This is a genomic window from Variovorax flavidus, from assembly GCF_030317145.1.
Classification (GTDB): domain Bacteria; phylum Pseudomonadota; class Gammaproteobacteria; order Burkholderiales; family Burkholderiaceae_C; genus Variovorax; species Variovorax flavidus.
In genome coordinates, this window is the sequence record NZ_JASZYE010000003.1 from 25,314 (window position 1) to 42,339 (window position 17,026).

The 17,026-nt window shown below is 65.2% G+C and carries 15 protein-coding genes; 10 read left to right on the forward strand and 5 right to left on the reverse strand.

Annotated features, from left to right (window positions below):
• Positions 1-98: 98 nt before the first annotated feature.
• Complete coding sequence (gene rpmB, locus QTH90_RS15410) at positions 99-332, forward strand: 50S ribosomal protein L28 (protein WP_028251282.1); 234 nt, start codon at positions 99-101, stop codon at positions 330-332.
• Positions 333-343: 11 nt separating this feature from the next.
• Complete coding sequence (gene rpmG / locus QTH90_RS15415) at positions 344-517, forward strand: 50S ribosomal protein L33 (protein WP_007830291.1); 174 nt, start codon at positions 344-346, stop codon at positions 515-517.
• A gap of 148 nt (positions 518-665) precedes the next feature.
• Here rpmG and QTH90_RS15420 read toward each other — a convergent pair whose 3' ends face one another.
• The 3 genes from QTH90_RS15420 to QTH90_RS15430 all read right to left on the reverse strand — a co-directional run bounded on the left by QTH90_RS15420 (position 666) and on the right by QTH90_RS15430 (position 5,169).
• A complete protein-coding gene (locus QTH90_RS15420) occupies positions 666-1,880 on the reverse strand; it encodes a DesA family fatty acid desaturase (protein ID WP_286665444.1) in 1,215 nt (404 codons plus the stop codon).
• Positions 1,881-2,010: 130 nt separating this feature from the next.
• Positions 2,011-3,282, reverse strand: coding sequence for an RsmB/NOP family class I SAM-dependent RNA methyltransferase (locus tag QTH90_RS15425; protein ID WP_286665445.1), 1,272 nt, complete (start codon positions 3,280-3,282; stop codon positions 2,011-2,013).
• Between the two features lie 27 nt (positions 3,283-3,309).
• Complete coding sequence (locus QTH90_RS15430) at positions 3,310-5,169, reverse strand: M48 family metallopeptidase (protein ID WP_286665446.1); 1,860 nt, start codon at positions 5,167-5,169, stop codon at positions 3,310-3,312.
• Positions 5,170-5,204: 35 nt separating this feature from the next.
• Here QTH90_RS15430 and QTH90_RS15435 point away from each other — a divergent pair, with 35 nt between their 5' ends.
• Positions 5,205-5,441 carry a DUF1653 domain-containing protein gene (locus tag QTH90_RS15435; protein WP_286665447.1) on the forward strand — a complete coding sequence of 79 codons (237 nt, stop codon included), beginning with the start codon at positions 5,205-5,207 and terminating at the stop codon, positions 5,439-5,441.
• Between the two features lie 22 nt (positions 5,442-5,463).
• Here QTH90_RS15435 and purN read toward each other — a convergent pair whose 3' ends face one another.
• A complete protein-coding gene (gene purN / locus QTH90_RS15440) occupies positions 5,464-6,048 on the reverse strand; it encodes a phosphoribosylglycinamide formyltransferase (protein WP_286665448.1) in 585 nt (194 codons plus the stop codon).
• 143 nt (positions 6,049-6,191) lie between these two features.
• Between purN and QTH90_RS15445 the strand changes: the two genes are divergently transcribed.
• The 3 genes from QTH90_RS15445 (at position 6,192) to QTH90_RS15455 (ending at position 9,972) form a co-directional block, all read left to right on the forward strand.
• Positions 6,192-7,373 carry an acyl-CoA dehydrogenase family protein gene (locus QTH90_RS15445; protein ID WP_286665449.1) on the forward strand — a complete coding sequence of 394 codons (1,182 nt, stop codon included), beginning with the start codon at positions 6,192-6,194 and terminating at the stop codon, positions 7,371-7,373.
• A 24-nt stretch (positions 7,374-7,397) separates the two neighbouring features.
• On the forward strand, positions 7,398-8,513 hold the full coding sequence (locus QTH90_RS15450) for an acyl-CoA dehydrogenase family protein (RefSeq protein ID WP_286665450.1): 1,116 nt from the start codon (positions 7,398-7,400) through the stop codon (positions 8,511-8,513).
• Positions 8,514-8,595: 82 nt separating this feature from the next.
• Positions 8,596-9,972, forward strand: a complete 1,377-nt coding sequence (locus QTH90_RS15455; RefSeq protein ID WP_286665451.1) for an alpha/beta fold hydrolase — start codon at positions 8,596-8,598, stop codon at positions 9,970-9,972.
• 81 nt (positions 9,973-10,053) lie between these two features.
• On the opposite strand, the gene QTH90_RS15460 is transcribed toward QTH90_RS15455, so the two are convergent.
• The gene (locus QTH90_RS15460; RefSeq protein WP_286665452.1) at positions 10,054-10,614 is read right to left on the reverse strand and encodes an HNH endonuclease; all 561 of its coding nucleotides are present in this window, start codon (positions 10,612-10,614) and stop codon (positions 10,054-10,056) included.
• A gap of 164 nt (positions 10,615-10,778) precedes the next feature.
• Here QTH90_RS15460 and QTH90_RS15465 point away from each other — a divergent pair, with 164 nt between their 5' ends.
• The 4 genes from QTH90_RS15465 (at position 10,779) to QTH90_RS15480 (ending at position 16,971) form a co-directional block, all read left to right on the forward strand.
• Positions 10,779-11,816: a bifunctional riboflavin kinase/FAD synthetase gene (locus QTH90_RS15465; protein ID WP_286665453.1), complete on the forward strand. Its 1,038-nt coding sequence runs from the start codon at positions 10,779-10,781 to the stop codon at positions 11,814-11,816.
• 108 nt (positions 11,817-11,924) lie between these two features.
• Positions 11,925-14,768: an isoleucine--tRNA ligase gene (ileS, locus tag QTH90_RS15470; protein ID WP_286665454.1), complete on the forward strand. Its 2,844-nt coding sequence runs from the start codon at positions 11,925-11,927 to the stop codon at positions 14,766-14,768.
• Complete coding sequence (lspA, locus tag QTH90_RS15475; RefSeq protein ID WP_286665455.1) at positions 14,768-15,265, forward strand: signal peptidase II; 498 nt, start codon at positions 14,768-14,770, stop codon at positions 15,263-15,265. Before ileS ends, lspA begins: the two co-directional genes overlap by 1 nt.
• Before the next feature lie 47 nt (positions 15,266-15,312).
• Entirely contained in the window at positions 15,313-16,971 is a 1,659-nt protein-coding gene (locus tag QTH90_RS15480) for a Na/Pi cotransporter family protein (protein ID WP_286665456.1), read from the forward strand.
• Positions 16,972-17,026 lie beyond the last annotated feature (55 nt).

Below are 17,026 nucleotides of genomic sequence, written 5' to 3' on the forward strand. Positions count from 1 at the left end.
AGCCGGGGTACCGCCACCCGTTTCTGGCGAGGTCAAGCTGCAAACCACCCCGCAATTTCATTGCGCCAGGTGCCAGCTGTTCAAGAAAGAGTGTCCACATGGCACGCGTATGCGAAGTAACGGGCAAAGGCCCGATGGTCGGAAACAACGTTTCCCACGCCAACAACAAAACCAAGCGCCGGTTCCTGCCGAACCTGCAATACCGTCGTTTCTGGGTCGAAACGGAAAACCGTTGGGTTCGCCTGCGTGTTTCGAGCGCTGCCCTGCGCCTGATCGACAAGAACGGCATCGACGCCGTGCTCGCAGACCTGCGCGCACGCGGCCAAGCTTAAGGAGCTGAATCATGGCAACGAGCAAAGGCGGACGCGAAAAGATCAAGCTGGAATCCACCGCGGGTACCGGCCACTTCTACACGACCAGCAAGAACAAGAAGACGATGCCTGAAAAGATGTCGATCATGAAGTTCGACCCCAAGGCGCGCAAGCACGTCGAGTACAAGGAAATCAAGCTGAAGTAATTCGGCCCAGGTCTCCTGGACTCACAAGAAACCCGCTGCGATCCAGCGGGTTTTTTGTTGCCCACGTTATCGGAAGCCTCGTCGCAGACGCAAAAAAAGCCGGCTCAAGAGCCGGCTTTTTGTGTGGCGAGAACGGGGGATCTGCGCGTCAGGCGCGAGCCGCACGCAGGCGGGTCGAAAACTCGCGCAGGCCTGCAATGCCGCTGGCCTCTGCCCGATGGCACCACGCAGCCAGATCGGCAGCCAACTGTTCGCGCGACTGCGACGTGTTGAGCCACAACTGGCGCAGCTCTTCGCGCATCGTCACCATCTTGTCCAGCACCGGGTGCGCAGCACGAGCCTGCACCAACTGCGAACGGGCAGCCGCAGGCACCTTGTCGTCGTCGCGATGCAGCCAGCGCTTGGAAGCCTTGAGAACCGACAGATCCGCGCCCTTGGCCTTCATTTGCGCGAGTTCGTCGCGGGTCGCACGGCGCATTTCGCGAGCGTAGCCCGCCATGACTTCATAGCGGTTGGCGATCAGGGCCTCGAGCGTTTTCTCATTGGCAACGGGCACCACATCACCCATTTGCAGCTTCGGCGGTAGCTTCTTCACCTTGGCCCAGCCGATCTTCTGCATCAGGCTGATGTAGACCCAGCCGATGTCGAACTCGTACTTCTTGACCGAGAACTTGGCCGAGGTCGGATAGGTATGGTGGTTGTTGTGCAGCTCTTCGCCGCCGATGATGATGCCCCAGGGGATCAGGTTCGTGCTGGCGTCAGTGGCTTCGAAATTGCGATAGCCCCAGAAATGGCCGATGCCGTTGACGACGCCTGCGGCCCAGAACGGGATCCACAGCATCTGGACTGCCCAGACCGTCAAGCCCAGGCCGCCGAACAGCGCGACATTGATGATCAGCATCAGGCCAACGCCTTGCCAGCTGAAGCGCGTGTACAGGTTGCGCTCGAGCCAGTCGTTGGGCGTGCCGTGGCCGAAACGCTCCATCGTTTCCTTGTTCTTCGATTCCTTGCGGTACAGCTCGGCGCCGCGCCACATGACCTCGTCGATGCCCTTGACCTGCGGGCTGTGCGGGTCTTCTTCGGTTTCGCACTTGGCGTGGTGCTTGCGGTGGATGGCCACCCACTCCTTGGTCACCATACCGGTGCCGAGCCACAGCCAGAAGCGGAAGAAATGCGACGGGATCGGGCCCAGATCCATGGCCCGGTGCGTTTGCGTCCGGTGCAGGAAAATCGTGACCGCCGCGATCGTGATGTGCGTGGTGACGAGCGTGTACAGCACGACTTGCCACCACGTGAGGTCCCACAAGCCGTGTCCGAGCCAGTCGATGGCCGCGCTCAGTACGGCAGAGTCAGGAAGCAACATTGAGTTCGGTACTCCATGGCCACACGAAGGTGCAGCCTTCAGGTAATCCACGATTTTAAAGGTTTGACCCCCAAAAGGGGGCTAAATCCTTGATATATCGCAAGTTTCCCCGTTCTTTGGAGCCTCGTCCCTACTTCCGGTTCCACACTGCAGCAAAGAAGCCGTCGGTCGCATGGCGATGCGGCCAGAGCCGCAGGTAGCGCTTGCCACCGTCCCCGCCCGCACAAAGTGCCTCGGCGCCGGGGACTTTCAGCGCGTCGAGCACGTCTGCGGCGTCCAACGGCTCGAAATCCGGATTGGCGGCGCCAAAGGCCTCGGCAATGGCCTCGTTTTCCTCCGGCAGCACACTGCAGGTCGCATAGATCAACCGGCCGCCCGATTTCACCAGGCGCGATGCGCTCTGCAGGATCGCGGTCTGCTTGGCGGTGAGTTCCTGGACCGATTGAGGCGACTGGCGCCATTTCAGGTCGGGATTCCGCCGGAGCGTGCCGAGGCCCGAGCAGGGGGCGTCCACCAGCACCCGGTCGATCTTGCCGGCGAGCCGCTTGATGCGGTCGTCGCGTTCATGGGCGATGGCCGCCGGGTGCACGTTCGACAGCTTGCTGCGTGCGAGCCGCGGCTTGAGGGCGTCGAGGCGGTGCGCCGAAGTGTCGAACGCGTAGAGACGGCCCGTGTTGCGCATCGTGGCGCCTATGGCCAGGGTCTTTCCGCCGGCGCCGGCGCAGAAATCGACCACCATCTCGCCGCGCTTGGCGTCGAGCAGCAAGGCCAGCAGTTGCGAGCCTTCGTCCTGCACCTCGACCGCGCCGCGAGCGAATGCGTCGAGCTTGGTGAGTGCCGGCTTCCCGTCGATCCGCAGCCCCCAGGGCGAAAACGGCGTGGGCGCGGCCTTGATCGCAGCCTTGGCCAGTTCCTTTTGCACTTCCGGCCGCTTGTCCGTGAAGGCATTGACCCGCAGGTCCAGCGGCGCCGGCTGCTGCAGGCTTTCGACCAGCGGCCAGAACTGGTCGCCGAGCTGCGCCTTGAGGGGCGCGACCAGCCATTCCGGCAGGTTGTGACGGTGGCGTTCGAGCAGATCGTCCTGCTTGACGGCGTCGCAGTTGTCGAGCCAGCGTTTTTCGGTGTCGTTGAGCGCGCTCTTCAGGAAGTCACGGGGGCCATGGAATCCGAGGATCGCCATTCGCCGCTCCTTCGACCCGCTGCCCGAAGGGGACAGATGGTCGAACAACAGCTTCTTGCGCAACACGGTGTAGACCGTCTCGGCCAGCGTCGCGCGCTCGCGTGGCCCCAACTCGCGATGGTCGCGGAAGAAGCGGGAAACGACCTGGTCGGCCGGGTGATCGAATTTCAGGACGAGGCCGACCAGGTCGGCGCTGGCCTCAAGAAGGGCTTTGGGGTGCATCCCCCATTGTCTCAGCCGCCGGCCGCTCTAGGCGGCGGTGCGTGTCCAGATCGGGCCGAAGGCCTGGCGCTCGATCTCCGCGAGCGTTGGCGAGTGGCCCGCCCACAGCACGAGCGCCGCGCCGGGAAGGCTCAAGGTGTGCTCGAGCTGTCGGCAAAGATTCCAGCGCTCTTCATCGGCCAGCATGGGCAATTCGAGAAACACCACATAGGCGCGGCGCCACGGAAATTCGCGAAGGTTCTTGCGAACCACCCACGCCCGGGAAATCGCGCTGCAGCGCACCAGGTCGGCGCGCAGTTCGCCCAACTCGAATTCGCTCAGGTCGTGGCGGGCGATCTGGCTGAAGAAGGGAGTTTCAGTGATCTCTTCCCATGCGCGTTGCTCGGCCTCCTCCGCCGTTTTCGCTCGTTCGCGCCAGAGCTTGAGCGCCCGCTCGTCGTGCGCGCCGGTATCCGGGTCCTCCAGCAACGAGACCGCCGTCTTGGCGGCCCACCAGCGGCTGGCCGTGCTCGACTCGTGCAATTTCTCCAACACCGCGAGGCGTGCTGGCCGGTCGTTGGCCGGCAGCATCTGGGCGAGCCCTCGCAATGCGCCAGGGTGATTCGCGGTCATCTGCAAGGCGCGTTCGTAGATGCCGCGCACGTCGGCTGCCGCGTCGACGCGGCGCGCGCAGTCGGCCCACTCGACCATTTCGTCGGCATTGTTGCGGCCGGCGCTGGCCGTGAGCGCGGCCACCCGCTCGCGCACACGCACGAGGTAGGCGTGATGCTGCTTCCAGTCGTTGGCATGGGCGCGGCACCATTCCGCGTCGAAATGGGCCGTCCACTTCGGTGCGTCATCCAGGAGTGCGAGCGCCGATTTCTCGGACCAGGAAGGCAACGCCGCCTTTTCGTCGAGCGCTTCCAGCCGGTCGCGAAGGACGGGGTGGGTGTCATCGACGTCGCTGACGCTGCGGAGCGCACCGCGCAGCGCGGTTCGCGCAAAGTCGGCATTGACCGGCGCACAGAGCTTCTGCGCCATGGCCGAGAAGGGGCCGGCGGGCAACGGTTCGTCGACCGCGCGCGACCAATGCGACGGCCAGAATTCCTCCGCGTACCAGGAGCCCTTGACGGCGATTTCCGTCAATGCGCCAGCGACGACGCGTGTGCCGAGGAGGCGCGCGGCGACGCGATCGGCCTCGTATTCGTCCTGCCGCGCCAACGCAAAGGTCTTGGCGGCAAAGCGCGGGAAGTACCAGCGAAAGAAGGCTTGCGACGCGAACGCCATCACGCCCTCGTCGCGCTGGAAGCTCGCATCCAGCTTGAGCCATGAAAGGCGGGTGCGGTAGATCCAGGCGCTCAGCTTCCCGTGGTTGCCGCGCAGGTGGCCGTACTCGTGCGCGAGCACCGACAGCAGGCGACGCCGGTCGAGCGCCATGAGAAGCGGCAATCCGACGCTGAGATAGTTGACCGCCCCGCCGAACAGCCCGAAGCGCGGCAACTGGCGGATGCTCGCGTTGAAATCGCTGTCGAGATAGACGCGGTGGACCGGCGGACCGTCGATCTTGGCGCGGATCCGGTCGAGCGCCTCGAACAGTGCGGGCGCGTCCTCGCGCTCCAGCGCCATGCCTTCGGGTTCATCGAACCGAACCCAAAGCGCGCGCAGCGTCGCCCACAGCAGGCCAAGAGCAAAAAGCAGGAGCCAACCCCGTGCCACGCTGAAACGCGTTCCCTGCCCCAGGGAGACCACAACCCAGGCGATGATGCCGACCGCCAGCGCGAGACAGGCGACCACCCACAGGTAGCCCAATGCGGCAAAGGCCGCGACTCCGCGCCGATAGCCCGTGCTGTCGTCTGCGCTGGCGTGCTCGCTCAGCCGTACGAGATGAACAAAATCCGCACGATCCATCCCGACCTTTCACCCTATTGAAGGAAAAACCCAACATGGCAGACAACGACCTCCCACCCCTGATCGAAACGCCGCCAGGCCGCTACCGCCACTACAAGGGCGGCGAGTACGAGGTGCTCGGCACGGCGCGCCACAGCGAAACGCTGGAGCCGATGACGCTCTACCGGGCGCTCTACGGCCAGCGCGGCTTGTGGGTGCGACCCGCTGCGATGTTCGGGGAGACCGTTGAGATCGGAGGCTCTTCACAGTTGCGCTTCGTCAAACTCGACTAGAGGTATCGAAGCGCAGATTGTGTCAGTTTGTTTCCAAGAGCCATCCCGCAATGGCCTGAGGGTAAACCCTATGCTCCTGTGCCAAAACTCGCGCTGCGAGCGTTTCTTCGGTGTCGTCGGCCAGGACGGGCACCGCGGCCTGCGCCAGGATCGGCCCATGGTCGAGCTCGACCGTGACCTCATGCACCGTCACGCCGGCCACGCGGCATCCCGCCTCGATGGCGCGCCGATGGGTGTGGAGCCCAGGAAAGGCTGGCAGGAGCGAAGGATGGATATTCAGGAGCCGGCGTTCATAGCGCGTCACGAAGCCAGGCGTCAGGATGCGCATGAACCCCGCGAGCACCACGAGCGTCGGCGCATGCACATCGATAGCGCTGGCCAGCGCCGCATCGAAATCCTCTCGCGTCGAGAAGTCCTTGTGCGAAACCACCGCGGTCGCGATGCCGTGCTCGCGTGCAATTGCCAGCCCCTGCGCGTCCGCCTTGTTGCTGATGACCGCGGCGACGCGCGCACCGAACCGCTCGGCCCATCGCTCTTTCTGGGCAGCCCGAATGATGGCAGCCATGTTCGAGCCACTGCCGGAGATCAGGATCACAATGTTTTTCATGGGACGCGGGATTATCTGTGCTCGTTTCCCCGAGGCCGGCTTTGTCGCCGCGCGGACACCTTGAACTAGCACGACCGTGCTAAAACTGCCGTTTCCGAAGACACGCCGCGCCCGCGGCGCTCGATCAACACAGCGAGGCACGCATGGATTTGAGCTTCACGCCCGAAGAACAGAAGTTCCGCGAAGAGATTCGCGCCTGGGTCAAAGAGAACCTTCCCGCAGAAATTTCCCACAAGGTGCACAACGCACTCGAGCTCACGCGCGACGATCTGCAGCGCTGGGCCAAGATCCTGGGCAAGAAGGGCTGGCTGGGCTACGGATGGCCAAAGGAATTCGGCGGCCCGGGCTGGACGGCCGTCGAGAAACACCTGTTCGAGGAAGAAGCCGCCCTCGCCGGCGCGCCCCGCATCATCCCCTTCGGCCCGGTGATGGTCGCCCCGGTGATCATGGCCTACGGCAACGCCGAGCAGCAGAAGCGCTTCCTCCCGGGCATCGCGAGCGGCGAGGTCTGGTGGAGCCAGGGCTACAGCGAACCGGGCTCCGGTTCCGACCTGGCCTCGGTCAAGACCAAGGCCGAACGCAAGGGCGACAAGTACATCGTCAACGGCCAGAAAACCTGGACCACGCTCGGCCAGTACGGCGAATGGATCTTCTGCCTGGTGCGCACCAGCAATGAAGGCAAGCCGCAGACCGGCATCAGCTTCCTGCTGATCGACATGAAGTCGCCCGGCGTCACGGTGCGTCCGATCAAGCTGCTCGACGGCGGCCACGAAGTCAACGAAGTCTGGTTCGACAACGTCGAAGTGCCGGCCGAAAACCTCATCGGCGAAGAAAACAAGGGCTGGACCTATGCCAAGCACCTGCTTTCGCACGAACGCACCAACATCGCGGACGTGAACCGCGCCAAGCGCGAGCTGGAGCGCCTCAAGCGCCTGGCCAAGAGCGAAGGCGTGTGGGAGGACCAGCGCTTCCGCGACGAGATCGCCAAGCTCGAGGTCGACGTCGTCGCGCTCGAAATGCTGGTGCTGCGCGTGCTCTCGGCCGCCACTTCGGGCAAGAACTCGCTCGACATCGCCGGCCTCCTGAAGATCAAGGGCAGCGAGATCCAGCAGCGCTATTCCGAACTCATGATGCTGGCTGGCGGTCCCTACTCCCTGCCGCTGATCCGCGAGGCGATGGAAGCCGGCTGGCAAGGCGACTTCCCGGGCGGCCATCCGCAACTGGCCCCGCTGTCGTCGACCTACTTCAACATGCGCAAGACCACCATCTACGGTGGCAGCAACGAAGTCCAACGCAACATCGTCGCCCAGACGGTCTTGGGCTGAGCGCAGGCAAACAAGGATCAAGCAATGGACTTCAATTTCAGCGACGACCAGCAACAACTTCGCGACGCGGTCGCCAAGTGGGTCGAAAAGGGCTACAGCTTCGAGCGCCGCCAGGCCACCGAGGCAGCGGGCGGCTTCTCGCGCGAAGCGTGGGACGAACTGGCTGAACTCGGCCTGGGCGGCCTGTATATCCCCGAAGACGAAGGCGGGCTGGGCATGGGCCCCGTCGAAGGCATGGTCGTGATGGAAGAGCTTGGCCGCGGCATCGTGCTCGAGCCGCTCGCGCAATCCTTCATCGCGGGCGCAGTGCTCGCCGGGCATGCCGATGCCGACACCAAGGACAACTGGCTGCCGCGCATCGCAGGCGGACAGGCGATGGTGGTGCTCGCCTTCCAGGAGCGGAAGGCGCGCTACCGCCTCGACGTATGCGAAGCCAAGGCGGCCAAGGCCGGCGACGGCTGGGCATTGAGCGGCATCAAGAGCCTCGTGCCGGCCGGTGACGAGGCGGATGCCTTCATCGTTCCTGCACAGGTCGACGGCAAGATTGCCCTCTTCCTGGTGGAGCGCGCTGCCGACGGCGTCGCCGCACGGGGCTACGGCACCCAGGACGGCAGCCGCGCAGCCGAGGTCGTTTTCGACAAGGCGGCCGCGACGCTCGTCACCCTCGACGGCCTGCCGGCACTCGAGCATGCCGTCGACATCGGCATCGCCGCGACCTGCGCCGAAGCCGTGGGCGTGATGGACAAGACGCTCGCGATCACCGTCGAATACATGAACACGCGCAAGCAGTTCGGCGTGGCGATCGCCACCTTCCAGGCGCTGCGCCACCGCGTCGCCGACATGAAGATGCAGCTCGAACTCGCCCGGTCGATGAGCTACTACGCGAGCCTGAAGCTCAACGCACCGGCCGCCGAACGTCGCCAGGCATTGGCACGCGCGAAGTACCAGCTGGGCGTGTCAATGCGCTTCGTCGGCCAGCAGGCCGTGCAGCTGCACGGGGGCATCGGCGTGACCGACGAGTACATCGTGAGCCACTACTTCAAGAAGTTGACGCAGTTGGAGATCAGCTTCGGCGACACCCTGCACCATCTGGGCGAGGTGTCGGCGCGGATGCAGGACACCGCAGGGGTCTTCGCCTGACGCCGACCCGCTGTCACTACCGATAGCACGCAACGCCCGCCAGCCTCGAGCTGGCGGGCGTTTTTCTTGAAACGGAATTGCCATGCCCACTCGCCGCCACCTGATCGCCGCTGGCCTCGCCACCTCCATGCTCGCGGCCTGCGCCACCGGGCCGCTAACCCAAGAGCGCCCGCCGATCGTTTTCGTGCATGGCAACGGTGACTCGGCAGCGCTGTGGCAGACGACGATCTGGCGTTTCGAGTCCAACGGCTGGCCGCGCGAGCGGCTCATCGCGATCGACCAGCCCTTTCCCCTGGCCCGGGATGACGACACGGTCGCCCAGCCTGGGCGCAGCTCGACCTCGGAGTCGCTGGCTTTCCTGAAGGCGGAAGTCGACCGGGTGATGAAGGCCACCGGCGCGAGCAAGGTCATCCTGGTCGGCAATTCGCGCGGCGGCAACACCATCCGCAACTACGTGCAGAACGGGGGCGGGGACCAGGTCGTGAGCCATGTCGTGCTCGGCGGCAACCCGGCGCATGGCATCTGGGCGGTGAAAGGCCTGCACGAGCGCAACGAGTTTTCCGGGCTGAGCCCGTTCATGCAGCAGCTCAACGCACCCAAGAACGGCAATGGAGACGAGGTGACGCCCGGCGTGAAGTGGCTGACCCTGCGCTCGGACAACAACGACAAGTATGCGCAGCCGGACGGCCTCTGGATCGGCGCCAAGGGCACCGCGACGCACATAGGGTTCGACGGACCGGCGCTCAAGGGCGCGACCAACGCGGTGCTGCCGCGTGTCGACCACCGCGAGACGTCGTTTTCACCCGCCGCCTTCGACGCCACCTGGCGCTTCCTGACGGGCGAAGCGCCGCGCACGCTCCAACCGATTCCCGAAGCGCAAATCGTCCTGTCGGGGCAAGTCACCGGCCTGGGGCTCGACCCTCTCGATCCGGCCAGCGGCGCATTCGTCAACAACCTGCCACTGACCGGCGGCCGCCTCGCGATTTTCGCCGTGGACGCCAGTGGCGCGCGACGCGGCCCTCCGGCATGGGAGCAGACCATTGCGCGGGACGGTCGCTGGGGGCCATTCACCGCGCAGCCGAACACATCCTACGAATTCGTCCTGAGTGCGCCGGGCTACGCCACCACGCACATCTATCGCAGCCCCTTTCCACGCTCCAGCAGCGTGGTCCAGCTTCGGCCCGAACGCATTCCCGAGGCGGATCGCGATGCCCGCGCGCTGGTGATCCTCACCCGGCCGCGCGGCTACTTCGACGCCGAGCGAGACACGATGCGCTTTGACGGTCTCTCCGCCCTGCCGGGCGTCCCGCCCAAGGGCTCGGGCGTGTCGAGTTCGAAGATCAAGCTGCAGAGCGATGCTCCGCGTCCCGTGGCGTCGGAATTCAATGGGGAGCGCGTGACCGGCCAGACCTGGCCCGCCGCGCAAGGTGACGTCAGCGTCCTGGAACTGACCTACTGAGCCGAACCTGGCCGTGCGCCAGATGAGATCGATCTTCTCTGTTTGATAAGAGAAGAAGCCCTCGGGGGCCCATCACCGCCGCTAGTGAATCAGCAACCTCGACGATCTCGGCAGGCCTCGGCTCAGGAACTCCATCTGGTCCGCCAGGATCCGGCGATTGCGCAGGATGAAGTCCTCCCACAGGCTGGGTACGTAGGGCGCATACAGCAAAGGCATGCCGGCCTGCTCCGGCGTGCGGCTGCTCTTGCGGTGGTTGCAGGGCCGGCAGGCCGTGACCACGTTCATCCAGGTGTCGATGCCCTTCTGCGCAAACGGAATGATGTGCTCGCGCGTCAGATCTTCCTCGTGGAAGTGACCGCCGCAATAGGCGCACACATTCCGATCACGCGCGAACAGCTTGCTGTTCGTGAGCCCCGGCCGCTGCGTGAAGGGATTGATGCGCGGCACGCCCTTGGTGCCGATGATGCTGTTGATGGCAATCTGCGACTGCTGGCCGGTGACGGCGTTGTGACCGCCCCTGAACACCGCGACCTGCGCGCCCACCTCCCAGCGAACCTCGTCGGAGGCGTAGTGGATCACCGCTTGTTCGAGCGAAATCCACGATTGGGGCAGCCCTTGGGCCGACAGCTTCAAGACCTTCACCACACGCCTCCTCGAGAAAAGAGAACCACGGAAAGACCAGGACATGATGCTCGCCCGAAGGGCTTGCACACGACGCACTGAGTCACAATATACCGGCTTTGTGACAAAACGCCCTGATGTGCCCATTCCGTGGGCACGAAGTGCTATCAAAAAGATACCAACCCATGCAGGTCTTTCGGGGATTTCGGCATCCGGGCGTGGCTCCCGCCTGCGCCCTGACCATTGGCAACTTCGACGGTGTGCATCGCGGCCACCAGGCCATGCTGGGCCTGCTCAACACCGAGGCGCGCCTGCGCGGCCTGCCCAGTTGCGTACTGACCTTCGAGCCGCATCCGCGTGACTACTTCGCGGCGCTGACCAAGCGCCCCGAACTGGCGCCGGCCCGCATCGGCACGCTGCGCGACAAGCTCACTGAACTCGCCGCAGGCGGCGTGGCCCAGACCATCGTCCTGCCTTTCGATGCACGGCTCGCTTCGCAGACGCCGGATGAGTTCATCCAGAACGTGCTGATCGAAGGTCTCGGAGCGCGTTACGTGCTGGTCGGCGACGACTTCCGCTTCGGCGCCAAGCGCGCCGGCGACTACGCGATGCTCGACCGCGCCGGCGACAAGCACGGATTCGACGTCGCCCGGATGAACAGCTACGAGGTCCATGGGCTGCGCGTGTCGAGCTCCGCCGTGCGCGAGGCGCTGGCCGAAGGCCGGATGAACGACGTGCACGCCCTGCTCGGCCGCCCCTACGCCATCTCGGGCCACGTGGTGCACGGCCGCAAGCTCGGCCGCGCGCTGGGCGCCTCGTCACCCGGCCGAAACGACGGCTTTCGCACGCTCAATCTGCGCTTCAAACACTGGAAACCTGCCGCCAGCGGCATCTTCGCGGTGCTCGTGCACGGCTTGACTGACGCTCCGCTGCACGGCGTCGCCAACCTGGGTGTGCGGCCATCGCTGGACGCCAACGACGTCAATGGCGGACGGGTGCTGCTGGAGACCCATTGCCTCGATTGGCCCGCCAACCTCGGCGCCGAAGGGGCCTACGGTAAAATCGTCCGCGTGGAACTGCTGCACAAACTGCACGACGAATTGCGCTACACCAGCCTCGAGGCCCTGACTGCGGGCATCGCGAAGGATGGCCGCGACGCGCGTGCGTTCTTTGCCTCCACCCACGCCGAGACCCATCGCCAGACCACGCGCGACCGAATTTAGAGCGGAATCTTCGCTTTCCGCCGCGTCCGGCCGCACCTTGTCCGCAAGGCCGCACGCCCCATCGATCCCTCGAGCGTTGCAAGGCAGCGCAGATTTCTGGAACCCTCCATGGCCGACAACAAGACTGACAGCGGTACCGACTACCGCGCCACGCTGAACCTGCCCGACACCCCCTTCCCGATGCGGGGCGACTTGCCCAAGCGCGAGCCGGGCTGGGTCAAGGAATGGAACGACGAAGGCCTCTACCACCGCCTTCGCGATGCGCGCCACGGCGCACCCAAGTTCATCCTGCACGACGGCCCGCCCTATGCCAACGGGCAGATCCACATGGGTCACGCGGTCAACAAGATCCTGAAGGACATGATCACGAAGGCGCGCCAGCTCGAAGGCTTCGACGCACTCTACGTGCCCGGCTGGGACTGCCACGGCCTGCCGATCGAGAACGCGATCGAAAAGAAGTACGGCCGCAACCTGAGCCGCGACGAGATGCAGGCCAAGAGCCGCGCCTACGCGACCGAGCAGATCGCCCAGCAGATGAGCGACTTCCAGCGCCTGGGCGTGCTGGGCGAATGGGACCATCCCTACAAGACGATGGACTTCGCCAACGAGGCCGGCGAAATCCGGGCCTTCAAGCGCGTGATCGAGCGCGGCTTTGTCTACCGCGGCCTGAAGCCGGTGTACTGGTGCTTCGACTGCGGTTCCTCGCTCGCCGAATTCGAGATCGAATACGCCGACAAGAAGTCGCAGACCCTCGACGTGGCCTTCAAGGCGCACGAGCCGGCAAAGCTCGCGGCCGCCTTCGGCCTGCCTGCGCTCACCAAAGATGCCTTCGCAGTCATCTGGACCACCACCGCGTGGACCATCCCGGCCAACCAGGCGATCAACCTGAACCCGGAACTCGACTACGCGCTGGTCGACACCGAGCGCGGGCTGCTCGTGCTGGCCGCCTCGCTGGTCGAGATGTGCATGAACCGCTATGCGCTCGACGGCAAGGTGCTCGCCACCGTCAAGGGCGAGAAGCTGGGCGGCCTCGAGTTCGAGCATCCGCTGTACGACGTCGATGCCGGCTACCGCCGCCTGTCGCCCATCTATCTGGCCGACTACGCCACCGCCGACGACGGCACCGGCCTGGTCCATTCCTCGCCCGCCTACGGCGTGGATGACTTCAACTCCTGCGTGGCGCATGGGCTGTCCTACGACGACATCCTCAACCCGGTGCAAGGCAACGGTTCGTACGCGCCCGACTTCCCGCTCTTCGGCGGGCAGAACATCTGGAAGGCCGTCCCGGTCATCATCCAGGCACTGCGCGACGCCGGGCGGCTGATGACGACCGAGACGATCACCCACAGCTACCCGCACTGCTGGCGCCACAAGACGCCGGTGATCTACCGTGCCGCGGCCCAGTGGTTCATCCGCATGGACGAGGGCGAAGGCGTGTTCACCAAGGACAAGGCGCCCCAGACCCTGCGCCAGACCGCGCTGCAGGCCATCGAGCAGACGAGCTTCTATCCGGAGAACGGCAAGGCGCGCCTGCACGACATGATCGCCAACCGGCCCGACTGGTGCATCAGCCGCCAGCGCAGCTGGGGCGTGCCGATCCCCTTCTTCCTGCACAAGGATTCGGGCGAACTGCATCCGCGCACGATGGAGATCCTCGACCAGGCGGCGGACATCGTCGAGAAGGGCGGCATCGAGGCCTGGAGCCGGGTGACCACCGAGGAGATCCTCGGCGCTGCCGACGCCCCGCACTACACGAAGAGCACGGACATCCTCGAAGTGTGGTTCGACTCCGGCTCGACCTTCTTCCACGTGCTGCGCGGCACCCACCCCAACGTGCACCACGAAACCGGCCCCGAAGCCGACCTCTACCTCGAAGGCCACGACCAGCACCGCGGATGGTTCCATTCGTCGCTGCTGATCGCCTCCGCGCTCGAAGGCCGCGCGCCCTACCGCGGCCTGCTCACGCACGGCTTCACCGTGGACAGCCAGGGCCGCAAGATGAGCAAGTCGCTCGGCAACGGCATCGATCCGCAGGACGTGAACAAGAAGCTCGGCGCCGAGATCACCCGCCTCTGGGTGGCCGCGAGCGACTACTCGGGCGACATCGCGGGCGACGACAAGATCCTGGCGCGCGTGGTGGACGCCTATCGCCGCATCCGCAACACCCTGCGCTTCCTGCTGGCCAACACCAGCGACTTCGACATCGCGAAGGACGCGGTGCCGCTCGACCAGCTGCTCGAGATCGACCGCTACGCGTTGAGCCGTGCCGCGCAATTCCAGGCCGAGGTGCTCGCGCACTACAAGGTCTACGAGTTCCACCCGGTGGTGGCCAAGCTCCAGGTGTATTGCTCGGAAGACCTGGGCGCCTTCTACCTCGACGTGCTGAAGGACCGGCTCTACACGACCGCGCCCGGTTCGCATGCGCGCCGCAGTGCCCAGACGGCGCTCTGGCACATCACCCAGGCGATGTTGCGCTGGATGGCGCCGTTCCTGAGCTTCACGGCCGAGGAGGCGTGGAAGTTCTGCGGCGACGGCCAGTCGATCTTCGTCCAGACCTACAGCGATCTCGGCACGCCCGACGAAGCGCTGCTCGGCAAGTGGACCCGCCTCCGCGAGATCCGCGACGCCGTCAACAAGGAGATCGAGACCGTGCGCACGGCCGGTCAGGTCGGCTCGTCGCTGCAGGCCAACGTGACCCTCGGCGCGCCGGCCGAGGACCACGCGCTCCTCGCATCGCTGGGTGACGACCTCAAGTTCGTCTTCATCACGTCGGCAGTGGAACTGGTCGCCGGCGAGGCGCTGTCTGCAACCGTGACGGCGAGCGCGGCGACGAAGTGCGAGCGTTGCTGGCACTGGCGCGACGACGTGGGGCATGACCCGGCGCATCCGGCCATCTGCGGCCGTTGCACGAGCAACCTCTACGGTGCCGGCGAAGCAAGGACTGTCGCCTGATGGCCCGCCGTTCCTCTGCCTCGGGCCTCGGCATCTGGCCCTGGCTCGGCCTTGCGCTGGTGATCGTCATCGTCGACCAGTTCACGAAGACGCTGATCCTCGGCTACTACAAGCTCGGTGACGCGACCTACGTCACGAGCTTCTTCAACGTCGTGCGGGCTCACAACACCGGCGCGGCCTTTTCCTTCCTCGCCGATGCGGCGGGATGGCAGCGCTGGTTCTTCATGGCCATCGGCATCGCAGCTGCGATCTTCATCGTCTGGATGCTCAAGTCCCATGCGGGGCAGAAGCTGTTCTGCTTCTCGATGGCCGCGATCCTCGGCGGCGCGATCGGCAACGTCATCGACCGGATGATGCATGGCTACGTGGTGGACTTCCTCGACTTTCACCTGGCAGGCCGGCACTTCCCGGCCTTCAACGTGGCAGACAGCGCGATCACGATCGGGGCGGTCTGCCTCATCCTCGATGAACTGAGGCGAGTCAAGCGAGGCAAGTAAGTCCCCGGCCGCGTGAGGGGCCTATGGCTATATAGTGCTTCTCTTCCATGAAGCACTTGTTGAATCTGCTGGCAGCGATCGCGCTGCTGGTGTGGGGCACCCATCTCGTTCGCACAGGCGTGTTGCGCGTCTTCGGCGCGAACCTGCGCAGGATTCTCGTGCACAGCATGCGCAACCGCTTCACGGCGGCCCTGTCGGGCATCGGGGTGACGGCGCTGGTGCAGTCGAGCACGGCCACCTCGCTCATGACTTCGTCGTTCGTCGGACAGGGCCTGGTGACCCTGCCGGCGGCGCTCGCGGTCATGCGCGGGGCGGACATCGGCACCGCGCTGATGTCGGTGCTGTTCTCGGCCGATCTTTCATGGCTGTCGCCGCTGTTCATCTTCGTCGGGGTCGTGCTGTTCATCACGCGGCCGTCCAGCGCGGCCGGCCGTGTCGGGCGTGTGTTGATCGGCCTCGGGCTGATGCTTCTCGCGCTGCAGCTCGTGGTCGAGGCCACCGGCCCGTTGTTCGACAGCCCGGCGATGCGCGCGGTGCTCGGGTCGCTCAACAGCGACGTGCTGCTGGAGATCACCATCGGTGCCGGGCTCGCCATCCTGGCCTATTCCAGCCTCGCCGTCGTGCTGCTGGTCGCCGCCATGGCGAGCTCCAACGTCGTGCCGCTCGACGTGGCGCTGGGCCTGGTGCTCGGTGCCAACCTCGGTAGCGGGCTGCTCGCGGTGCTGACCACGGCGAAGTCAACCGTCGCGGTCCGGCAGGTCACCCTCGGCAATCTCGTCTTCAAGCTGCTCGGCGTGGCCATCGCGGCACCCTTCGTCGGCCTGTGGCTGCGCGAGGTCAAGCCCTACATCACGGACGCGACCCAAGTGGTCGTGCTCTACCACCTGGCTTTCAACGTGATCGTGAGCATCGGCTTCATCGGCCTCACCAATGCGGTGGCCCGGCTGGTGACGCGACTGCTGCCGGAGCCTGAAGAACCCGCGGCCACGCGGAGGCCGCAACATCTGGATCCCTCAGCGCTGTCAACGCCCACTCTGGCCATCTCGAACGCCGCGCGCGAGGCACTCCACCAGGCGGACGTGGTCGAGACGATGCTGATCGGCATGCTCAACGTGATCCGGAACAACGACCTACGGCTAGCGCAGGAGCTGCGGAATCTCGATGACACGGTCGACGAGCTGTACTCCGCCATCAAGTACTACCTGACCAAGATCTCGCGCGAAGCGCTCGGCGAGGAAGAGAGCCGCCGCTGGACCGACATCATCAGCTTCACCATCAACATGGAGCAGATCGGCGACATCATCGAGCGGGTGATCATCGACATCGAGGACAAGAAGATCAAGCCGCAGCGCAACTTCTCCGAAGCCGGCACGCGCGAGATCGTGGAACTGCACGAGCGGCTGGTCGCGAACCTGCGGCTGAGCATGAGCGTGTTCCTGAACGGCAACGTGCGCGACGCGCAGAAGCTGCTGGAAGAAAAGGCGCGCTTCCGCGACCTGGAGCGGGCGTATGCCACGACCCACCTCGGGCGACTCTCGGACCAGACCACGCTGAGCATCGAGACCAGTTCGCTGCACATCGACCTGATCAGCGAACTCAAGCGCATCAACTCGCACATCTGCTCGATCGCGTATCCGATCCTGGAATCGGCCGGAGCCCTGGCGCCCACCCGGATGCGCGAATCACGACTCAGCGCGTTGCAATAGCTCGCCCCCAGGCTTCGCGCACTTCGTGTCGCTTCGCCTTCCCCCTGCCGGGGGC

Coding starts and splice junctions, on each gene's coding strand:
- QTH90_RS15435 (WP_286665447.1), top strand. CDS start 5,205: ATGGCAGACAACGACCTCCCACCCCTGATCGAAACGCCGCCAGGCCGC.
- ileS (WP_286665454.1), top strand. CDS start 11,925: ATGGCCGACAACAAGACTGACAGCGGTACCGACTACCGCGCCACGCTG.
- rpmB (WP_028251282.1), top strand. CDS start 99: ATGGCACGCGTATGCGAAGTAACGGGCAAAGGCCCGATGGTCGGAAAC.
- QTH90_RS15455 (WP_286665451.1), top strand. CDS start 8,596: ATGCCCACTCGCCGCCACCTGATCGCCGCTGGCCTCGCCACCTCCATG.
- QTH90_RS15430 (WP_286665446.1), bottom strand. CDS start 5,169: ATGGATCGTGCGGATTTTGTTCATCTCGTACGGCTGAGCGAGCACGCC.
- rpmG (WP_007830291.1), top strand. CDS start 344: ATGGCAACGAGCAAAGGCGGACGCGAAAAGATCAAGCTGGAATCCACC.
- QTH90_RS15450 (WP_286665450.1), top strand. CDS start 7,398: ATGGACTTCAATTTCAGCGACGACCAGCAACAACTTCGCGACGCGGTC.
- QTH90_RS15465 (WP_286665453.1), top strand. CDS start 10,779: ATGCAGGTCTTTCGGGGATTTCGGCATCCGGGCGTGGCTCCCGCCTGC.
- QTH90_RS15480 (WP_286665456.1), top strand. CDS start 15,313: ATGAAGCACTTGTTGAATCTGCTGGCAGCGATCGCGCTGCTGGTGTGG.
- QTH90_RS15425 (WP_286665445.1), bottom strand. CDS start 3,282: ATGCACCCCAAAGCCCTTCTTGAGGCCAGCGCCGACCTGGTCGGCCTC.
- QTH90_RS15420 (WP_286665444.1), bottom strand. CDS start 1,880: ATGTTGCTTCCTGACTCTGCCGTACTGAGCGCGGCCATCGACTGGCTC.
- purN (WP_286665448.1), bottom strand. CDS start 6,048: ATGAAAAACATTGTGATCCTGATCTCCGGCAGTGGCTCGAACATGGCT.
- lspA (WP_286665455.1), top strand. CDS start 14,768: ATGGCCCGCCGTTCCTCTGCCTCGGGCCTCGGCATCTGGCCCTGGCTC.
- QTH90_RS15445 (WP_286665449.1), top strand. CDS start 6,192: ATGGATTTGAGCTTCACGCCCGAAGAACAGAAGTTCCGCGAAGAGATT.